The sequence below is a fragment of the Bacteroides sp. AM23-12 genome, from assembly GCF_003434395.1.
Classification (GTDB): Bacteria; Bacteroidota; Bacteroidia; order Bacteroidales; family Bacteroidaceae; genus Bacteroides; species Bacteroides thetaiotaomicron.
Genome location: NZ_QTLF01000010.1, coordinates 1 through 18,852 on the forward strand (window position 1 = coordinate 1; position 18,852 = coordinate 18,852).

Below are 18,852 nucleotides of genomic sequence, written 5' to 3' on the forward strand. Positions count from 1 at the left end.
CAGGGAGCGGCAGCAGCGGAAGCGCTGAGACAGGCTGAAAGGCAACGGTCTCCTGTACACCTTTCCCGTCGGGAGCGATGAGCGACGTTTCGTGCCCCATGCCCGCCCATGTCTGAGCAAACTGTTTATAATACGTTTCCCGATGGCCTGATACTGAACAATCTATGACTGTAACTTTCATGATTCCGATGCTTTTGGGGGCTTGGACATTTCTAATGCTTCTGAATAAACTTGCCGTAACTTCTGCCCCGCCAACTGAAAGTCGAAACGGCTGACGATGGACTGGCGGATTTTCTCTTTGTCGAACGACTCGTAGGTGTCGTACAATGTTTTCATCTTAGCGGCGAGCGCATCCACATTTCCCGGTCGGATGAGGAAGCCGCTTTCGGGAGTGATGATGTCCTCCGGTCCTCCGCATACGGTGCCGATGGCGGGCAAGCCTGTTGCCATTGCTTCGATGAATACGATGCCGAATGTCTCCGCAAAGGAGGCCAGTACAAAAGCATCGCAAGTAGCCAGCAACCCGGACAATTCTTCCCGTGACAGGCGGCCGGTCAGTTTTACCTGCTCTTCCAGGTGGAGAGACTGAATCTGCTCTTTGAGTGACTGCATTTCTTCCCCGTCTCCGGCAATGAGTAAAGAGACGTGCGGCATATCCTTGAATGCCCAGTGAAAAGCAGTCAGCAAATCCCAGAATCCTTTGCGCTTATTCAGGTTTCCGATGCTGATGAAAGTGAAATGTTTCTCTTTCTCCGTCCGGTGAGGGCTGAATGCAAAGGTGTTCGTATCTACAAAGTTCGGTATGACGGTCACTTTATCCGGGTCACTGACGTATGCGCACAGGCTCCGTTTCAGTTTCGTGCCGACACAGATGATCTTGCGTGCCTCGCTGTATGCCTTCTTTAGTATCACTGCCTGCGACGGTGTCGTCTGATTGCCGTTGATGGAAGAGGCGTGCTCTGTGATGACATAGGGAATCTTATACCATTTATAAACCAGTCGTGCGGCATACCCTGCCCATGTGCCGAAGTGCGCATGAATCAGGTCGGGGCGACCGTAAGTGCGGATATACTTCCGTACTAACAAGACGGTCAGCAGAGACCAGATGATTCCTCCCGCGCGGGTGCTTAGTTTCGGGTTCCATGCGTGCATGCGCATGGTGACGAAACTGCCGTTATCTTCTGCCGATATCTGAAAATGACTCTCTTTGCGGAACCGTTTCCATGTGAAGTTCTTCAGAGGCCTTTGCTCCGTGAAGGCAAGTCCTGTCCGGCAGCCTGATTTAGCCAGTTGCATAGCCTGCTCGAAGAACATATATCCCCGGTGCGGGGAGGAGTCCTTCTCAGGATAGTACATTGGAAGTATCAGTATATGCATTTGTCTTTTATTTTTAGAAGAAGAATGGTGATGAAATCGCGGATACGTTTCCCGAAAGTAACGGTCGGCACACCGGTGTAGGCGGAGGCTTTCTTGCGGAAGGCCTCTTCGTCATCGAAAGTGGGGTGGTTCACAAAGTGTTTGTACAGCAGATACAATCCTCTTTTTTTCTCGTAAGGAAGATGCCATACCGCTAGTTGCTCGTCTCCTTTTTCTACCGTATTGTATTTGGGGTAGGTCCAGAGGCGTTTGACGTATTGATTGGCGATATTGTTGTGGATGTTGAGCCTCGTAGCCACTACGCTCAGGAAGTGGGCTTCTTCGTTCAGTTTGGGCTGATTGGCGGCAAAACGTTCCAGATTATAATTCCATAAAGCAGGATACGCTTCGTTGATTCGTGCTACTACATCACCACGCAGCGAGATAAATTCTCCCCCGTAATAATGGACAAGCTCTGTTCTTGTGACTCCGTTTTTCGTATCTTGCTGCTCTGCTTCTTCCTTTTCCGCTTCTGTTTTCTTCGTTGCCTCCTTCTCTTTTTCTCTCTTCTCTTTTTCTACGTAACAGTCATTATAGATATCTGTCATCTCCTTTAGTGTGATTCCGTTCACGCTGAGGTCCGGTCGGTCGGATGCATCGTACAGGGCGGAACCGTATTTCCGTGTGTCGCTGAACAGTTGCTCCAACGGACGCATACAGAGACAGTCCGCATCGCAGATGAGCAACGTATCGTCCGCTTGCATCCTTTTCTCCATATAGCGCAGGATATCATACAGGTAGAATTGATTTCTCCATGCCCCGTACCATCCTTTGGGAGGGATGCAGAGATAAGGCAGGGTAACAGTCTCAATCCGTAACTCCTTGAATAATCGTTCCAGATAATCGGGAAACTGATCCAGATTGCTGAAGAAAAGCAACTTGTCATCCGGATGATAATGCCTGAAAGTGGTAAAGAACGGCACTTGTATCTGCATATAAATGGAATGGACGAGGGCGGAATCTCCCCGTTTGCCTGCCTGCGGATAGAAACTGGCATCTTCTTTGGATTCCTTGTAGAACCAGGTCGCTATGTAATTGGTAGGTGTCGTCATGATATCTTTTTCTTTTTAATGAACTGAATACATTCCTTGAAAATGACTGATTGCATTTTCCACAAAACAAGTGCATATAGAGAAGCCACGAAAAACACTTTGATGGTAAGTGACAAATACAGATTAGTGATGCCCGACGTTATGTAATGGGCTGCGATTGTCAGCGAAGCTGCCAGCAGAAAATAAGGAGCGATATCTTTCAGTATGCTGAACAGCGTCAGCGGAATCTCTCTCCGGGCAAAGCAGTACCAGACAAACAGCCACCCGATATTGATAGCGACAAACAGATAAATCATGGTGGTGATGCCGTATGGATAACTGATACAGGCAGTGATCAGCTGCAACACGCTCAGTGCGATACTGTTGAACATAAAGATGGAAGACCGCCCGCGGCTGACCAGCAATAAGGAGAACAGATTATTGATCGGGATAAAGGCTCCCCATATACAAAGTAATTGCATGATCCGTGCGGAAGCGAGCCACTTGTCCGTGATGGCAATCAGAATGAACTCTCTGGAAATGAGGCTGAGCCCGAACATGGCAGGGAAAGAAATAAAAGCCGTGAAACGCAGCATTTTATGAAACACGGCCGCCTGACGCTGCGGGTCATTAGCCACACTTGCCAGTACGGGCTGGGTGACTCCGTTGATCATTCCGGTGATGAGGGCGTGTCCCTTATTGTTCCAGTTGTTGGCCTGGCTGAAGTCTCCGACTTCCTGTTTAGTGTAGAATTTACCCAGCAGGACGGAGAACAGGTTTTGGTTGATGATAATAAAGACTTGCGTAATCAGCATTTTACTGCTGAATCCGAACATCTCCCTGATGGGAGAGAAGTCAATGCGGAAGCTGGGCTTCCAGTGGGCAAAGTACCAGTTGAGTGCCGTGCCTATGACGACAAAGGTCATTGTCTGTATAGCCAGACCCCAATAGGCAAATCCGTTTGCGGCAAGAATAATCCCCACAATACCGGATAGAAACAGGCTTGAAAGAGAAATGATGGTATTCTCCTTCACTTTGAGATTACGGAAAAGAAGAGCTCGTGGAGCTATCCCGAAACTGGCTATAAAGAAACTGAGGAAAGAGAAACGGGCAAGCGACGTTAACTCCGGAGTATCATAAAATTTAGCAATCAGCGGAGCTGAAGAATAGAGCAAAATATAAAGAACAGCACTAAAAGAGATACTGAACCAGAATACAGCGTTATAGTCTTTATCGCTGACTTTCTCGCGATTGGCGAGTGCTGCGACAAATCCGCTTTCCTGCAGGGCGGAAGCAATGGCCGGAAAGATAGCCAGCATACCGATCATACCGTAATCTGCAGGGTCCAGTAATCTTCCTAACACTACTCCGAAAAGAAGTCCTAGTAGCTGCTGTACGCTGCTGCTGAGCCCTCCCCAAAATAGCCCTTTTGCTGTTTTTTGTTTCAGTGACTGTTCTTCACTCATATTATTATACCATATTTCACTTTCTGAATCCTATTGGATTACGTGGCTTATCCGCTGTTGCTTTTTGCGCTTGCAGTTCGGCCAGTGTTTGATTGATCAGCTCCAATTGTGTGCGGGTATCCTCATTAATATCATTATAATCGGTGAAGGCCTCTTCGATATAATTTTTCAGTTCTTCCATCTGATTTTCTAACTGGCCGACTCTATCTACAGGAAATTTGGCAATTAGTTGCCGTATGGCAACAAATGCACGTACAATCAGAACACTGGTCTGTATGGCAATATCACTTCGGAGTATACTGGAGAGCATTACAACACCGTGTTCGGTAAATGCTAGTGGAAGAGCAGATTTCGGACGTTTGGCACGGGATGTCATCACAAATTGTGATGACATATCTTCCCATTCCTCATTTGTTAGTTGAAACATAAAGTCTTCGGGAAAGCGGCTCTGATTCCGCTTTACCGATTGATTTAAGATACGTGTCTCAACTTGGTACATTTCGGCCAAATCAAAATCCAGCATTACTTTCTGCCCTCGGACTTCATATATCTTACTCTGTATTAATGTGAGTGTAATATCCATTAGCTTATCACTTATTTTACTTCGCTGCCCGGCTTCACCTCTTTCTGAGGCATGATAACTGCCAGACTACCGTCGTTGTTTTCGGCACTCAGAATCATGCCTTCGCTGACGATACCTTTCAGCTTGCGCGGTGCGAGATTGGCGATAAAGCAAACCTGCTTGCCTACCAGTTCTTCCGGCTGGTAGTGCTTTGCGATGCCCGATACGATGGTACGTGTTTCCAGTCCGTCGTCAATCTTGAATTGCAGCAGCTTGTCGGCTTTCGGCACTTTCTGACATTCAAGGATGGTACCTACGCGGATGTCGAGTTTCGTGAAATCATCAAATTCGATGTTCGGACGAATCGGGTTTGCCTTATAGTTGGCTTCTTCGTTGGCCTTCTTCGTGTCGAGCAACTTCTGTACCTGTGCCTCGATTACGCTGTCTTCTATTTTTTCGAACAGCAGTTCCGGCTTGTTCAGCTGATGTCCTACCGGGAGCAGGTCGTTCCTTCCCAGTTCCGACCATTCGAAGCTTTCCATGTTCAGCATCTTGCGGAGTTTCTCCGAGCTGAAAGGCAGGAACGGTTCGAAAGCGATGGCAAGGTTGGCAACCAGTTGCAGAGAGATGTTCAGGATGGTGCCTACACGTTCCATGTCGGTCTTTGCCAGTTTCCAGGGTTCGGTGTCGGCAAGGTATTTGTTGCCGATGCGTGCCAGGTTCATCGCCTCTTTCTGCGCGTCGCGGAATTTGAATACGTCGAGCAGCTTTTCTACTTCTGCCTTTACGTCGGCAAATTCTTTCAGGGTTTCTTTGTCGTAATCCGTCAGTTCTGCGCAGGCGGGTACTTTGCTGTCGAAGTATTTCTGAGTCAACACCATTGCACGGTTCACGAAGTTGCCGTATACGGCTACCAGCTCATTGTTGTTGCGTGCCTGGAAGTCTTTCCATGTAAAGTCGTTGTCCTTCGTTTCCGGAGCATTGGCGGTCAGTACGTAGCGGAGTACGTCCTGCTTACCAGGGAAGTCTTCCAGATATTCGTGCAGCCATACCGCCCAGTTGCGGGAAGTCGAAATCTTGTCTCCTTCCAGATTCAGGAATTCGTTGCTCGGCACGTTGTCCGGCAGGATATAGCTTCCTTCCGCTTTCAGCATGGCGGGGAATACGATGCAGTGGAATACGATATTGTCCTTTCCGATGAAGTGGAGCAGGCGTGTTTCGGGGTCTTTCCACCATGTCTCCCAACTGTCGGGAAGCAGTTCCTTGGTATTGGAAATGTATCCGATAGGAGCATCGAACCACACGTACAGCACCTTTCCTTCCGCACCTTCTACGGGCACAGGGATACCCCAGTCGAGGTCACGACTGACGGCACGCGGCTGCAATCCCATGTCGAGCCAGCTCTTGCACTGTCCATATACGTTGGGGCGCCATTCCTTGTGGTCTTCCAGAATCCATTGGCGCAACCATCCTTCGTGTTTGTCGAGGGGCAGATACCAGTGCTTGGTCTCCTTCATCACAGGTTTGCTGCCGCTGATGGCGCTCTTCGGGTTGATCAGATCGGTGGGCGACAGGGAGGTTCCGCATTTCTCGCATTGGTCGCCATAGGCACCTTCCGAATGGCAGTGAGGACACTCACCGGTGATGTAACGGTCGGCGAGGAATGTTTTCGCTTCTTCGTCGTAGTATTGTTCGGATGTTTTTTCGATAAACTCTCCTTTGTTGTATAGCGTCTTAAAGAAATCCGAAGCCAGCTCATGATGCGTCTTCGAAGTGGTGCGGCTGTATACATCGAACGAAACGCCGAATTCTTCGAACGATTTCTTGATCAGATAGTGGTAACGGTCTACTACATCCTGCGGAGTGACTCCTTCTTTCTTTGCACGAATCGTGATAGGTACTCCGTGTTCGTCCGAACCTCCGATAAACAATACATCTTCTTTCTTCAGTCGCAGATAGCGCACATAGATATCTGCCGGTACATATACGCCGGCCAGGTGACCGATGTGTACAGGTCCGTTCGCATACGGCAGTGCCGATGTGACGGTGGTTCTCTTGAATTTCTTTTCCATTGATATAGAGTGATTTTATGATTTTACTGCTTGCAATGTGCAAAGATACGGTTTGCAACGTGCAAAGATAATGCTTTCCACAGATTTCAGGAAGAAATGTGACAGGAAATCTGTGGAAAAGGCTTGTTTAGCCTGTGCCGTTTTTACATCATCATATTCTTTCTGATGGAGAACTTCACTATTGCCATATCCTGAATGGTGTCTACAGGCAAGTCCATCGGCTCGTGGTGCGGATTGTAGCTGACGAGTTTGACGTACCCTTCCTTCTCCGAGCGGTTGACGTATTTCACCGTCAGATACTGGTCTCCGTCGAGGTGGAACGCCACGATGTACATTTCTCCGTAAATGACGTTGCTGAAGTTGTTGATCCCCTTGAACCCTACGATATCTCCCGATTTGAGAATGGGATACATACTGTCTCCGTTGACAAAGATGGCTCCGTCACACGCGGGTATGCTCGGAATCAGTATTTTGCCCAGCGCATATTGGCGTTTGTCGGAAAGCAGGGTCCTTAAATTGGCGGCGGCTGTGATGTCATAGAGCGTCACACTTCGGTCGTCTATGGCTTCTGTGGTTTTTGAATTGTGAATAGTCTCTACTTCTCCCCGTATCTTTCCGTTGTCAAAAGACTTTGGGTCGTGCAGCGGACTTCCCTTTCCGGTCAGCAGCCAGTTGTAGTCCACATGACGCAGCTTATTCAGCAGTAAAGGAAAGTCTATGCTGTTTCGCGCGCACCAGTTGGAAAGTGTCGCTCTGGCTACTCCTAAATAGGATGCAAGTTCACTATCCCGTTTCAGATTCAACGCTATTTTCGCCCGCTTTACGATTTCCGGTACATTCAGCAGTGTATCCGCTTGTTTCTCATTCATGTTTTTGCTTACTTTTTTATATGTTAATATTTATTCTTGCCTTATCGCCTCATATACAGTCTTTTGTAAAATAATTCAGCGTTAATATCTAAAATTATTTGTTTTATATATGCGACTTACTATACCTTTGTGGTATTCGAAATGAATATTTGATTTCAAAATTAGAAATAAAAATTAGATAAACCATGAGAAAACAAGAAAAAGATGCGAAATACTTTCAAAAACCGCATTCTCCCCCTCCGAAAAGAGAGCTGTCAGCTGTTAATAGTTGATTTGTCAGGAGTTAACAGTTGTTATATTGGGTATTAACAGCTGACGTGATGGCTGTTAACATCTGACGGGCAAGTTGCCAATGATCATTGTGTAGGATGTGAACCTCCTGTGCGCAGGCTGCCTTACCTTTTATCTGAAAACATATCAAGTATATCAAAAAGAATAACCGGAATGGAAACATTACAAAAACAAACACTTTACGTTTGCGGCTGTTGCAAACACACGCTTCCTTCAGAAGCCTTTTACGTAGATAAGAAAACCGGCCTTTCAAACAACTACTGCAAGGAATGCCGCAAATCTGCCAGCCGGAAATACAGGAAGACCGAGAAGCGCACGCTGGCACGTGATGACCGTGAACCTTATCCCGTTATCACCTCTACGAAAGACCCCGATCTTCGTCAGAAACTGATTCTGTCCGCCCTGCAGACTGTAAGGGCAAGTATCAAGCGGAAAAAGCAGAAACTTTGTGAAGTGGAAGCGGAACTGACTGATTAACAAAATGAAAAAACTGACTGATAAACTATTTATAAAAACAATACAACTATGGGAAGAATCAAACAGGGACTGGACTACTTTCCCCTGAGCACCGACTTCATGCACGACCGTATCGTTCGTCGTGTCATGAAGCGTGAGGGCGATTCCGCTTTCACCGTTTTAATCTATATTATGTCTTATCTCTATTCGGGCGAGGGCTACTATGTCCGTGCCGACACCGATTTCTGTGACGAACTTTCCGATCAGCTTTTCAGTACGGACAACGATACCGTCCGCCGTGTCATCCGTCTGTTTCTTGAATACGGGCTTTTTGACTCTGCGCTTTATGAGCGTTACAGCATTCTGACTTCTGAGGATGTCCAGCGGCAGTATCTCTTCATCACCAAACGTCGCAGTCGTCACCATATCTGTCCGGATTATTGTCTGCTGCCGGAAGGGAAAACAACGGATGAGCAGCCGGATACTGTTGCCGCAACAGGGGAAAATGTTGCAGTATCCCCGGATATTGCAACGGTATCCCGGGATACTGCAACAAAAACAGCTCTCATAAAAAGAAAAGAAAAAGAAAAGAAAGAAAACATCCTCCCTAACCCTCCTTTCGCAAAAGGAGGGGATGAAGAAGAAGGGAGTGAAGGAGAGAAAGTAGCTGAAGGAGCCGGAGGCGGGATGAGAGAAGAATGCGATCAGCGATCTGCCACGAGGAAACGGAATCTGACGCAGGAAGATATCGACCGGATGCAGGTTCCCCCGGACGGATGTCCCCGCAATTTTTCCGGTCTGCTGGAGAATCTCCGTCTCTTTCGTGTTCCTCCTGCTGAACAGTACGCTATATTGCTGAAAAGTAATTACGGTGAAATCGGTGGTGATATATGGAAAGGCTTTAGCGTCATTCGTGGAAGCGGTGGGAAGATTAAACTGCCGGGACATTATTTGCTGAGTGTGCTGAATAAATAATATGAATTTGATAAATATATGTATATCAATATGTTATATGCTTATTTCTTATATTAACTAACTTATTAACGCACATTTCCGAAATCGCTTGTATAGCTGAGAATAAGCCCTTATATTTGCAGTGTCAATAAGCTTAACGACAGAAACTAACAAAAAGATTAATAACTAAAAACTATTACAATTATGCCAGTATTATATAAACCTTTCCAGTCTAATCTGGAAGATAAGAAAAGTGGGAAGAAACTGTTTTATCCCCATGTAGTTCGTACAGGAAATATCAATTCCGCACAGCTTTCCAAAGAGATTGCCGCATATTCTTCCCTTTCTCCGGGTGATGTGAAAAATACGCTTGACAATCTGGTGACGGTGATGGCGCAGCATCTTCAATCGTCCGAAAGCGTCAGTGTGGATGGTTTGGGAACGTTCCGCATGGTGATGAGTGCCCGTGGCCGGGGTGTTGAGACCGCCGATGAGGTGAGTGCTGCACAGGCTACGCTTACCGTCCGCTTCCAGCCTACCACGACGAAGAATCTGGACCGTACCACCGCTACCCGTTCTATGGTGACGGGTGCCAAGTGTGCCCGCTATGACAAGCTGGTCTCCGCACCTGGTGACGGCGGATCGGTTGATGATCCGAATGACAAGCCTGGTGGTGGCAGCGATGGCGGAGATGATGGAGAAGCACCGGACCCGACAGTATAATTTGTTTCTTGCTTCGCGGGAAGAAATATAAGACTAACGACTGAACTGTAACTGTAAAACAGAAAAATAAAGAAACAAGAAACAAACTAGAGCTAACTAAGGATAACCAGCAAAAGACTAACTAATGATAATTGGTTAAAGACTAGGACTTTAATAAGACAATCAACTAAACAGAGAATTATCAATTAACATGAGAACTATCAATTTGATCGTGGTGCATTGTTCCGCCACGCAGGGGAATCGTACGCTTTCTCCGGAGGAAAATACGGTAGGAACACAGAGTAAACTAAACTATTTAAAGAACGAGAAAGGTGGTAAATGATGGCAATGAAGAAATCAGTATGGGATATGATCCTAAAGGTGGTTATCGCGGTAGCGTCAGCTGTGGCAGGCGTTTTGGGTGCTAATGCGATGAGTTTGTAAGAAATCTAAATTCATTAAAGGGTACATACCAAATATCTTGTTGTGTACCCTTCTTATATTTATCTAAACTATTCTCAAAAATAAAAAATATATGAAACGTTTGAGTATTAAACATATACTTGTAACATTGCTGGCAATGGTAGGAATGATACCACCGGTTGTTGCTAATAATCTTCCATCAATTACTTCTTTGGAACGTGAACCAGTCGTCTATTCGCCGCAAGTGGCTTCAATGATCCGTTACGATCATACTCGGGTTAATCAGAATACAGGATGTATTAATCAAAGGATATCGCTTGTAAATTTCTTGGATAAGGATTTTGACTTTCCTATTTCCATATCTTACACTTCTCAAGGATTTCGTCCACAAGTAGCTGATAATTATGTAGGGAGAGACTGGATGCTAGATGTCGGTGGAATAATCTACCGTAAAGTGAACGGAATGCCAGATGATTTGAAGGGATATAAAACTTTGCCCGGAGTCCATAATACATATACGGGATTTCTTGCAATGCTGGGAACCAATTATTTCAACATGGACACTATGAAAAAAGATGTATATCAGAATCCTTATAAGTACGCTTACCGACCAGAAAGTACAATGGCTACTTTGCCTGTTATTCCTCCTACAGAGAATAAAGGGAATATAGAAAGTTGTCCTGATGTCTTTTATTTCTCTTTTGGAAAGCATTCCGGAAAATTCATGATTAATTATGATGGAAGTATAAGTGTCATCGGATACAATGGGGGTAAATACCAAGTGGATTTAAGTGGCATGAAGTTGCTAGATTCTACTTCCTCTCAAAATACCTACATTCGTATTCTTACAGATGATGGCTACGTATATACTTTTGGTGGTGATGGTTATGCCTCTTTGGAATATACCGCACTTGCATGGAAAGGCGGTTCTATTTCCAATCCTGATAGTGAAATAATGCATAATGAAATAACTGCTTTTCATCTGACACAAATAAAAGCCCCTAATGGACGGATATTAAATATCCATTACCGGGATATTGGTCCGATTTATCATCAATTTCCAACCAGACTGATTGATCTGAATCAGAGTGCCGACTATGCGAAAAAAACAGATTTACTGACACAATACTTGCTTAGTGGAAAAAGAACTGCCGTTAAATATAATGTAATTGAAAATAAACTTAATTTCAAGACTAATCCCCCAATGTACGGAGAGACAGACGGAACTTTAAAGAATTCTTATTCTTTGACTAAAGTTGCTTTGATAGATCGTATTGAGGTTGATGGCTGTACTATACATTTTTATTATTCTGCTCGTAGCAAACATACTATTCCTGTTGGAGATATGAAGGAAGGATTTTTTCTTAATAGCGGTGCGAAACTCGATTCTGTAGAAATGAAGTATAACCAGATAAAGGAAATAGCACGGTTCAAATATGATTTTAATTGGGGTAATCGTATGTTTCTGAGTACAGTGAGCACAACGTGTGAAGGGACACATAGCTTTAAGTACTATCTTCCGAATGTACCAGAAATTCCGACTCCTCTAACTGGTAACATTGACCATTGGAACTTTTGGCGTGGAAGAGATAAGAACGCTGGATTGATACCGGGAATGACACAAGAAGGAGATAACCAACTGGATTTTGAGTTCACCACCAATGACCGCGATGCCACAGGAAAAGACTTTGATGCAACCCAATTGGAGCAAATCACCTATCCTACAGGCGGCAGTGTGCAGTTTATTTATGAGCCTCATCGATATTCCTATATCAGCAAGCAGACAGAAGGTTCATCTTACTATCCGTCTCTTGAATTCCCTTCTTTGGGTCGCTATGGATGGGCTGGAGGTGCACGTATACATCTCATTCGCTATTTCGATGCGAATGGTAAAGAACAAAGAGAAATAGAATATACATATGGAAAGGACTTGAATGAAGGAGAAGTGATGTATATACCTTTTTATAAATATCTTCGAATTGAGCCTAACTTTGACAAGCCTGGTCAATATGTTGTTAAGGCAGTATCATATAACAGTGATGGTTTTAGTGATGTTCCCTATCCATCCACGCATATTCGTTATCCTGAAGTGACGGAACATTATCTTGATCCAAGCAAGGGGGGGATAGAGCAGGAACACTCATATAAGATAACTTATTTTCAAGGCTATCTGCAGAATCTCTCTTGGTATACAGATAACGCTTTTTTTACACCATTAAAATCATGTGCCCAAAATGAATATGAGATGGCGGAAAATTATAAAACCTTCTTGAAACATTTGGTGGCACATCCTACAGAAGATCTTATTAAGCGTTACGGGAAAATATCCAAAGAAGTTTATTATAATGAAAATGGTAAAATGCAAAAATGTGTAGAGTATAAATATCAATATAATAACTCTGACAAGTACGGTTTGTGCATATTTACACCTAGTTTCCCTCTTGATATCTACTTTGGATTATTTACTCATATTGCACAAGAATCTTTTCGCACATTCGTTCCCGTGAGTAAACGTACTGTTATTTATCAAGGAAGCCAAGAAGAAGCAAAAGTTCAAATGGAATACTTTTCCTATAGCGAAAACGGTTATCTGAAAGAACAGGTTATGGTAAAAAATAATGGAGATTCTTTAATCACTTGGAATTTGTATGGGAATTATTCTACAAGTAGTGGCTTTCAAATATTACCGACTGACAGAAAGCTTTATCTGGGTACTTCTCATGGGAGGAAAATACTTAAATCCTATAATTTTAGTTATCGTCCTTTGGAGGTTCTTTCCGGATGGCGTCAGTATTTTAATGTTTTGGCACGAGAACTACAATTAGATGAAAATTATAAACCTATTGAAAGGATAGATTATAATTATTATGATAAATATGGGAATATTTTGGAGAAGGTGGAGAACAACTCAAAACATACTGTTTTTTTTATGGAGTCACTATGGACAGAATCCCAGAGCACGGATAGAAAATGCTACCTATCAAGAAGTGAGTTCTGTTTTAGGTTGTAAACTAGAAGACTTGTCTGCTTTAACAGCATATACTCCTATTCTTGACAATGATTTCCGAATTAAGTTACCTTGTGCAAGAGTATTTACTTATTGGTGTAATCAACGTAATAGCATAACAACCTCTACTGCCCCTAATGGTCAGAGTACTTACTATACCTATGATAAAAGGGGAAGATTGATTCAGACTTATCAACTTAATGAAGAGGGTAGAATGGAAATACTTCAATTAAATAATTATCACATTGTAAATGAATAAACACTTGAGGAAAATATGAATACAAAATACTTGAAATTTATGTTTTTCCTATTGGTATATTTACTGATAGGGACACAGGCATATGCTGAATCCATAGATGTAGGAAGTCCTTACGGCTATTTTAAGAGGTCTTTTATTTCTAATACTAAAACTTCTTTAGCATCGGATAGTTATGGAAATTCCAATAATGATGTGCATTATAGATTTCGGATAAATGCTCCAACTGTATTGCTAGTTCATCATGTCGGCTCAGAGTTATCGAATACATCTATGTACTTGTTGAAAAAGACAGCAGAGGACAGTATGTATACTGAAATATGCGTTGCACGTGATGACTCACAAATAGAAGAGACTAAAGAAATACAGAAATACTTACTTCCCTATGATGGTGAACAGGAAAAAAATCTGGCAATAATTCTACAAAATCAGGCTTTTATTTGCATGGTTTTGGAAATGGGGGAATATGATCTTGTTTGTGAAGGTAGTACTTTGACGGATGGTGTGAATAATGGGAAGATTTGTACAACCTTTAGTATGTTACAGGAGGGAATGTTAATAGATAGTCCTATTGATTTAGGGACGCAAGGTTGTTGCTTTTCCTACGATATGGATGCACATTATAATGTAGGCTTCACCGGGAAACTACCTGTTTATTATAGAGTATGTCTTAATGAACCAATGTCAATTAATGTGGTAGCTAGATCCAATGCTCTTATACAGGCGTATGTATATGATGAACAGAAATGTGAAATGGAACATAGTTACGATGGTAACATAACTGACATGGGGCTTAAAGCTGGTATCTATTATATTTATCTGACTGGGTATGATAAAGATATTTATCTTCATACATCTATAACAGGAGTCTCTGTTAATACAGGAAACTGCATAGATGTACCAGTTCAAATAACTCAATCATCAAAGGATGGTAGCATATCTTTTGATATGTCTTGTAATACAACTTTATATACAGATAATTATCATGGGAGAGATACCAATGATATGTTTTTTGTTCTTCATTCAGAGGATTCCATTTCTCTTCAGATTATGATTCATCACTTTGAAATGATAGGAGGGTTAGAACTTACGCTTATGAAGGGGAAACTAGGAGAAAAAACATTATTCACTATTCAACAAAATGATGACATCAGACTTGAACTTTCTTCTGGGACTTATTATTTGATTTGCGAAGGGGTAGCGACAAATGGACGTTTTGGACTTAGCATAGAAGAAAAATGTTACAAAGAATCGGAACAACCAGGGCCAGAGGGACCGGAACCAATGGAGAATTATTCTCCCACAATAAGTTTGAATTATATTCAGACAATTACGCCAATGGTATCTAATGATACGATAAGTAATTTCTCTTATCTCAGCAAAGCTGTTCATAATATACACTACTTTGATCATTTGGGGAGACCTGTACAGGAAATATCGTATAAATTTTCACCTAAAAAACAAGATATAGTTATTCACCACGAATATGATGGATTGGGACGTGACAGTAAACAATGGCTGCCTGTTGCTTGCACAAATAAGGAGGCGGGGGCATTTGCTGAACAAGAAGTTGTATCTGCAGACGCTCGCATTTTGTATGCGGATGATTCGGCATTCAGTTATTCGGTATACGAGGATTCTCCGCTTAATCGTGTGATAGAGAGTTATGGTCCCGGACAAGCATGGCAAAGTTCCGGACATAGTAATAAAAACAATTATCGTATTAATAATGTCGAAGATTGTTGTTTGTTTCTGGGTGTAGGTGGAACACGGGACAATCCTCAATTACTGCAACATGGACACTATTTGGCTTATGAGTTGGATGTCATCGAAACCAGAGACGAGGATGGACATATTAAATACAGTTTTATGGATAAAGAAGGACAATTGATATTGTCTCGAAACGTTGCCGACAAAGATACTTTGGATACTTACTATGTTTATGATGATTTTGGATGTCTCTGTTTTGTATTGCCACCTAAAGCAGTGGACAATTTAGTAGAAATGTCTCAAGATATATTGGACAAGTATGCCTATCAATATCGCTATGATTATCGCCATCGTTGTATAAGTAAAAAGATGCCTGATTGTGATTGGATTGAACAAATATATGATCATAATAACCGTCTCTTATTTACTCAGAATGGAGAACAAAGAAAACGCAATGAATGGAGCTTTTTCTGCATGGACTTATTGGATCGTCAAGTTCTTACAGGTATGTATCGTGGAACTATACCGAATCGTGAAATTTGTGATGCTTCGGATATATACGCAGTATTTGCTCTAGACAGTGTTAATACTTACTATGGTTATAGGATTCAATGTCCGGAAAGCATTCTTACTAATAAGTTAGAAATATTACAAGTGAATTATTACGATACGTACGATTATCTTAAATTTTTGCATGGTATTAATAAAGAATTGTTTTATGTCGAAGATACTAAATATGGACGGTTGTATGATAATCAACAGGAGCAACACTGTAAGGATCTGCTGACAGGAAATATAACTTTAGTCTTGGGTAACGGGCAGAAACTATATCATAGTTATTATTATGATTATTATCGGAATCTTATTCAAGAACGGCATACGACAGTGAATGGAAAGACTTTAGTCTATAAATCTAATTTTAACTTTAGCGGACAGCCAATAGACGTTTGTAAGGAGTATGCTACAGATGCTAAGATTCAAAAAAGCTATGTTTATGATCATGCAGGGAGACTGACGAGAGAGGTGAGTATTATTGGAAATGATGCAACTGATTTTGTTTATTGTTTTGATGAAATCGGAAGGCTTGATAGTTTGATACGGATAAATGGATCAGATTCATTAATAACGACAAATGATTATAATATCCGTGGTTGGTTAACTGAGATTGATAGTCCATTTTTTAGGCAGAAATTGCACTATACTGATGGTATGGGTGTTCCTTGTTATAATGGAAATGTTAGTAGTACGACATGGCAGAATGATGCATCAACGACACGTGGTTATCGATTCTCTTATGACGGACTTTCACGACTGAAAGATGCTATTTATGGCGAGGGAGAAGGCTTGGTAAATAATTGTAATCGTTTCAACGAGAAAGTGACCGGTTATGACAAGATGGGAAACATCTTGGGTCTCAAACGCTATGGACAGACTGCAGAGAATAGTTATGGTCTGATTGACAACCTTTTTCTTACTTACAATGGTAATCAGTTGCAAGCTGTAAACGACGATGTAACGAGTATTGTTTCCAATTATAATTCTGAATTTAAAGATGGAGCAAAGCAATCTGTAGAATATTCTTATGATTCTAATGGGAATTTAATACAAGATTTAAACAAAAAGATGATTGAAATTCAGTATAATTGTTTAAATTTACCCAGTCGGATACAGTTTGAGGGTGGAAACAGCATCGCCTTTCTTTATGATGCAAACGGAACAAAAATTCGTACTACACACATAATAAATGGGGTCATTACTTCCACTGACTACTGTGACAATGCGATCTATGAAAACGGAGTGCTTGATAAACTCTTAACAGGAGAAGGATATATTACCCTATCAGATACTGTTTACCATTATTTTCTGCGAGATCATCAGGGTAACAATCGGGTAGTTGTCAGTCAGGATAGAACAGTAGAAGAAGTGAATCATTATTATCCGTTCGGAGGGGTGTTTGCTTCGGATTCATCTGTTCAGCCTTATAAGTATAATGGCAAGGAACTGGATAGAAGAAACGGATTGGATTGGTATGATTACGGGGCTAGGATGTATGATCCAATTTTGGGGCGATTTATGGCTACTGATCCTTTATATGAAATGTCATACTCGGAAAACCCTTATACCTATTGTCTGAATAATCCTTTTAATCGTGCGGATCCGACAGGAATGGTATCACATTACAATTGGAAAACTCATCGATATGAGGATGAAAATGGAAATGAAGTTTCTTGGGAACAAGTGAAACAGGAGTATATGCCAGAAAAAGAATCTAAAGTAGAAAGAACTGAGGATAATTATTCTCAGGAAATATCACTGGTAAATACATTCTTAGTTCCTTGGGGAAATGCAGCTGCTCTTCACGCCGGATTGAAATATACTGAACATCCGTTTGGAAAGGGTTACTTTAGAACGAAGAAGGGAAAATATTTTTCAATGAATATTTTTCATCAACCGGAGGGTACCAAGTTGGCTAGAAAAGCCAAAGGTCTTGTAAATAGTGCTAAAGGTGCAAAGGATGCAACAAAAATAGCTAGAGGATTAGGTAACGTAGTAGGAGTAGTCTCTACAGCAATGTCTGGATATCTATTTTATAATGATCCTAGTGTTAGAAATGGTATTGATATTTCTATGGGTATAATTAGTTTTTTCTATTGGCAAGTTGGTGTAGCTTCTTTTGTCGGATCATCATACTATGATACAAGTGTGATGAACTATAATCAAAAAAAAGAGAATCTCAAAAATGGAGTGAATCCTATTATGGGCACTTTTAATTTTCAGACAGGGCGATATGATTTCTAAAATTTATATTATTAACCGTCCTTTATTAAAGGATTTAATACAAGAGAATAGATGAATATTATAGATTATTTTGTATATCTTATTTTTCGTTTTTTTCATTGTCCTCCTGTAGGAAAAAATGCCAATGATGCTAAATTGTTTTCTCTAATGATAGCGGGCTGGATTATGGGAATGTTCATTATGACGATAGGATATAGTTATTTGTTGTGTACAAAAAACGAACTGGTATTTTTTTTTAAAGATAGAAGTCCAGTCATAGGTATGGTAGTAACTTTTGTGATTTGGATATTCTTATTTTTAGACCATTATTTAATTCGAAAAGAAGCAATCGTCTTATTGGATAAAAAATATAAATTATTTACCCCATTAAAGCGAAGAATAATAAAGTGGATCACTATTATAAGTATTATAATGGTTGTTGTAACTTTGTTTATATTAAATAGATATGTCGATATGCTTCATTCTTAATGTGTTGTAAAGGTTGTTTTGAGTTATTCTTGTTTGTTTTTAGCATAGAAGTAACTTGATTTGACGGCTACCCTAACATTCAGGACAAGACTCTATGTTAGGGTAGTTTTATGAATAAAAACATTATAATTAGAAAAACATAAACTAGTAAATTCTAATTAAATCGACAAAGAGCTACCACTATTAAGTTATGATTGGGAATAAAATAATAATTTTGCTTTCTGTGAAAATTAAGTTAAAGCATAAACTAGCTAAATGTTACTATATTATATATTAAGCCTGGAATTTATTTTATATTTCTAAGAACTTCCACCCATAATTCTCCTCTTTTTCTTTCTTTTTTCTCGCAGGAAAGAATATATTTGTATCC

15 protein-coding genes and 1 pseudogene are annotated in these 18,852 nt (G+C 41.5%); 9 read left to right on the forward strand and 7 right to left on the reverse strand.

Annotated features, from left to right (window positions below):
- The 7 genes and pseudogenes from DW640_RS10980 to DW640_RS11010 form a co-directional block, all read right to left on the reverse strand.
- Positions 1-181, reverse strand: a pseudogene (locus tag DW640_RS10980) (glycosyl transferase); the annotation flags it as partial.
- Entirely contained in the window at positions 178-1,377 is a 1,200-nt protein-coding gene (locus DW640_RS10985) for a glycosyltransferase family 4 protein (RefSeq protein ID WP_117578116.1), read from the reverse strand. The pseudogene DW640_RS10980 and the gene DW640_RS10985, both read right to left, overlap by 4 nt.
- Positions 1,365-2,468, reverse strand: a complete 1,104-nt coding sequence (locus DW640_RS10990; protein WP_048696059.1) for a hypothetical protein — start codon at positions 2,466-2,468, stop codon at positions 1,365-1,367. The genes DW640_RS10985 and DW640_RS10990 overlap by 13 nt, the downstream gene beginning before the upstream one ends.
- Complete coding sequence (locus DW640_RS10995; protein ID WP_016269018.1) at positions 2,465-3,913, reverse strand: lipopolysaccharide biosynthesis protein; 1,449 nt, start codon at positions 3,911-3,913, stop codon at positions 2,465-2,467. The genes DW640_RS10990 and DW640_RS10995 overlap by 4 nt, the downstream gene beginning before the upstream one ends.
- Before the next feature lie 16 nt (positions 3,914-3,929).
- The gene (locus tag DW640_RS11000) at positions 3,930-4,496 is read right to left on the reverse strand and encodes an ORF6N domain-containing protein (RefSeq protein WP_048696061.1); all 567 of its coding nucleotides are present in this window, start codon (positions 4,494-4,496) and stop codon (positions 3,930-3,932) included.
- Between the two features lie 11 nt (positions 4,497-4,507).
- Positions 4,508-6,547, reverse strand: a complete 2,040-nt coding sequence (metG, locus tag DW640_RS11005; RefSeq protein WP_016269017.1) for a methionine--tRNA ligase — start codon at positions 6,545-6,547, stop codon at positions 4,508-4,510.
- A gap of 143 nt (positions 6,548-6,690) precedes the next feature.
- Positions 6,691-7,416: a S24 family peptidase gene (locus tag DW640_RS11010; protein ID WP_011108539.1), complete on the reverse strand. Its 726-nt coding sequence runs from the start codon at positions 7,414-7,416 to the stop codon at positions 6,691-6,693.
- Between the two features lie 444 nt (positions 7,417-7,860).
- Between DW640_RS11010 and DW640_RS23735 the strand changes: the two genes are divergently transcribed.
- The 9 genes from DW640_RS23735 to DW640_RS11045 all read left to right on the forward strand — a co-directional run bounded on the left by DW640_RS23735 (position 7,861) and on the right by DW640_RS11045 (position 18,482).
- Positions 7,861-8,184: a hypothetical protein gene (locus DW640_RS23735; RefSeq protein ID WP_008767218.1), complete on the forward strand. Its 324-nt coding sequence runs from the start codon at positions 7,861-7,863 to the stop codon at positions 8,182-8,184.
- 48 nt (positions 8,185-8,232) lie between these two features.
- Positions 8,233-9,138 (forward strand): DUF4373 domain-containing protein, encoded by a 906-nt coding sequence (locus DW640_RS11020; protein ID WP_117578120.1) that lies wholly within the window; start codon positions 8,233-8,235, stop codon positions 9,136-9,138.
- A gap of 183 nt (positions 9,139-9,321) precedes the next feature.
- Positions 9,322-9,840: an HU family DNA-binding protein gene (locus tag DW640_RS11025; protein ID WP_008767216.1), complete on the forward strand. Its 519-nt coding sequence runs from the start codon at positions 9,322-9,324 to the stop codon at positions 9,838-9,840.
- A gap of 190 nt (positions 9,841-10,030) precedes the next feature.
- Positions 10,031-10,162 (forward strand): hypothetical protein, encoded by a 132-nt coding sequence (locus DW640_RS24305; RefSeq protein WP_255309861.1) that lies wholly within the window; start codon positions 10,031-10,033, stop codon positions 10,160-10,162.
- A 5-nt stretch (positions 10,163-10,167) separates the two neighbouring features.
- Positions 10,168-10,263: a smalltalk protein gene (locus DW640_RS23560; RefSeq protein ID WP_008767215.1), complete on the forward strand. Its 96-nt coding sequence runs from the start codon at positions 10,168-10,170 to the stop codon at positions 10,261-10,263.
- 91 nt (positions 10,264-10,354) lie between these two features.
- Complete coding sequence (locus tag DW640_RS23565) at positions 10,355-13,252, forward strand: hypothetical protein (RefSeq protein ID WP_158562595.1); 2,898 nt, start codon at positions 10,355-10,357, stop codon at positions 13,250-13,252.
- Complete coding sequence (locus DW640_RS24395) at positions 13,230-13,508, forward strand: RHS repeat domain-containing protein (RefSeq protein WP_199610343.1); 279 nt, start codon at positions 13,230-13,232, stop codon at positions 13,506-13,508. The genes DW640_RS23565 and DW640_RS24395 overlap by 23 nt, the downstream gene beginning before the upstream one ends.
- A 15-nt stretch (positions 13,509-13,523) precedes the next feature.
- A complete protein-coding gene (locus tag DW640_RS11040; protein WP_117578124.1) occupies positions 13,524-18,014 on the forward strand; it encodes a DUF6443 domain-containing protein in 4,491 nt (1,496 codons plus the stop codon).
- Positions 18,015-18,065: 51 nt separating this feature from the next.
- Positions 18,066-18,482: a hypothetical protein gene (locus DW640_RS11045; protein WP_141652236.1), complete on the forward strand. Its 417-nt coding sequence runs from the start codon at positions 18,066-18,068 to the stop codon at positions 18,480-18,482.
- Positions 18,483-18,852: the final 370 nt, after the last annotated feature.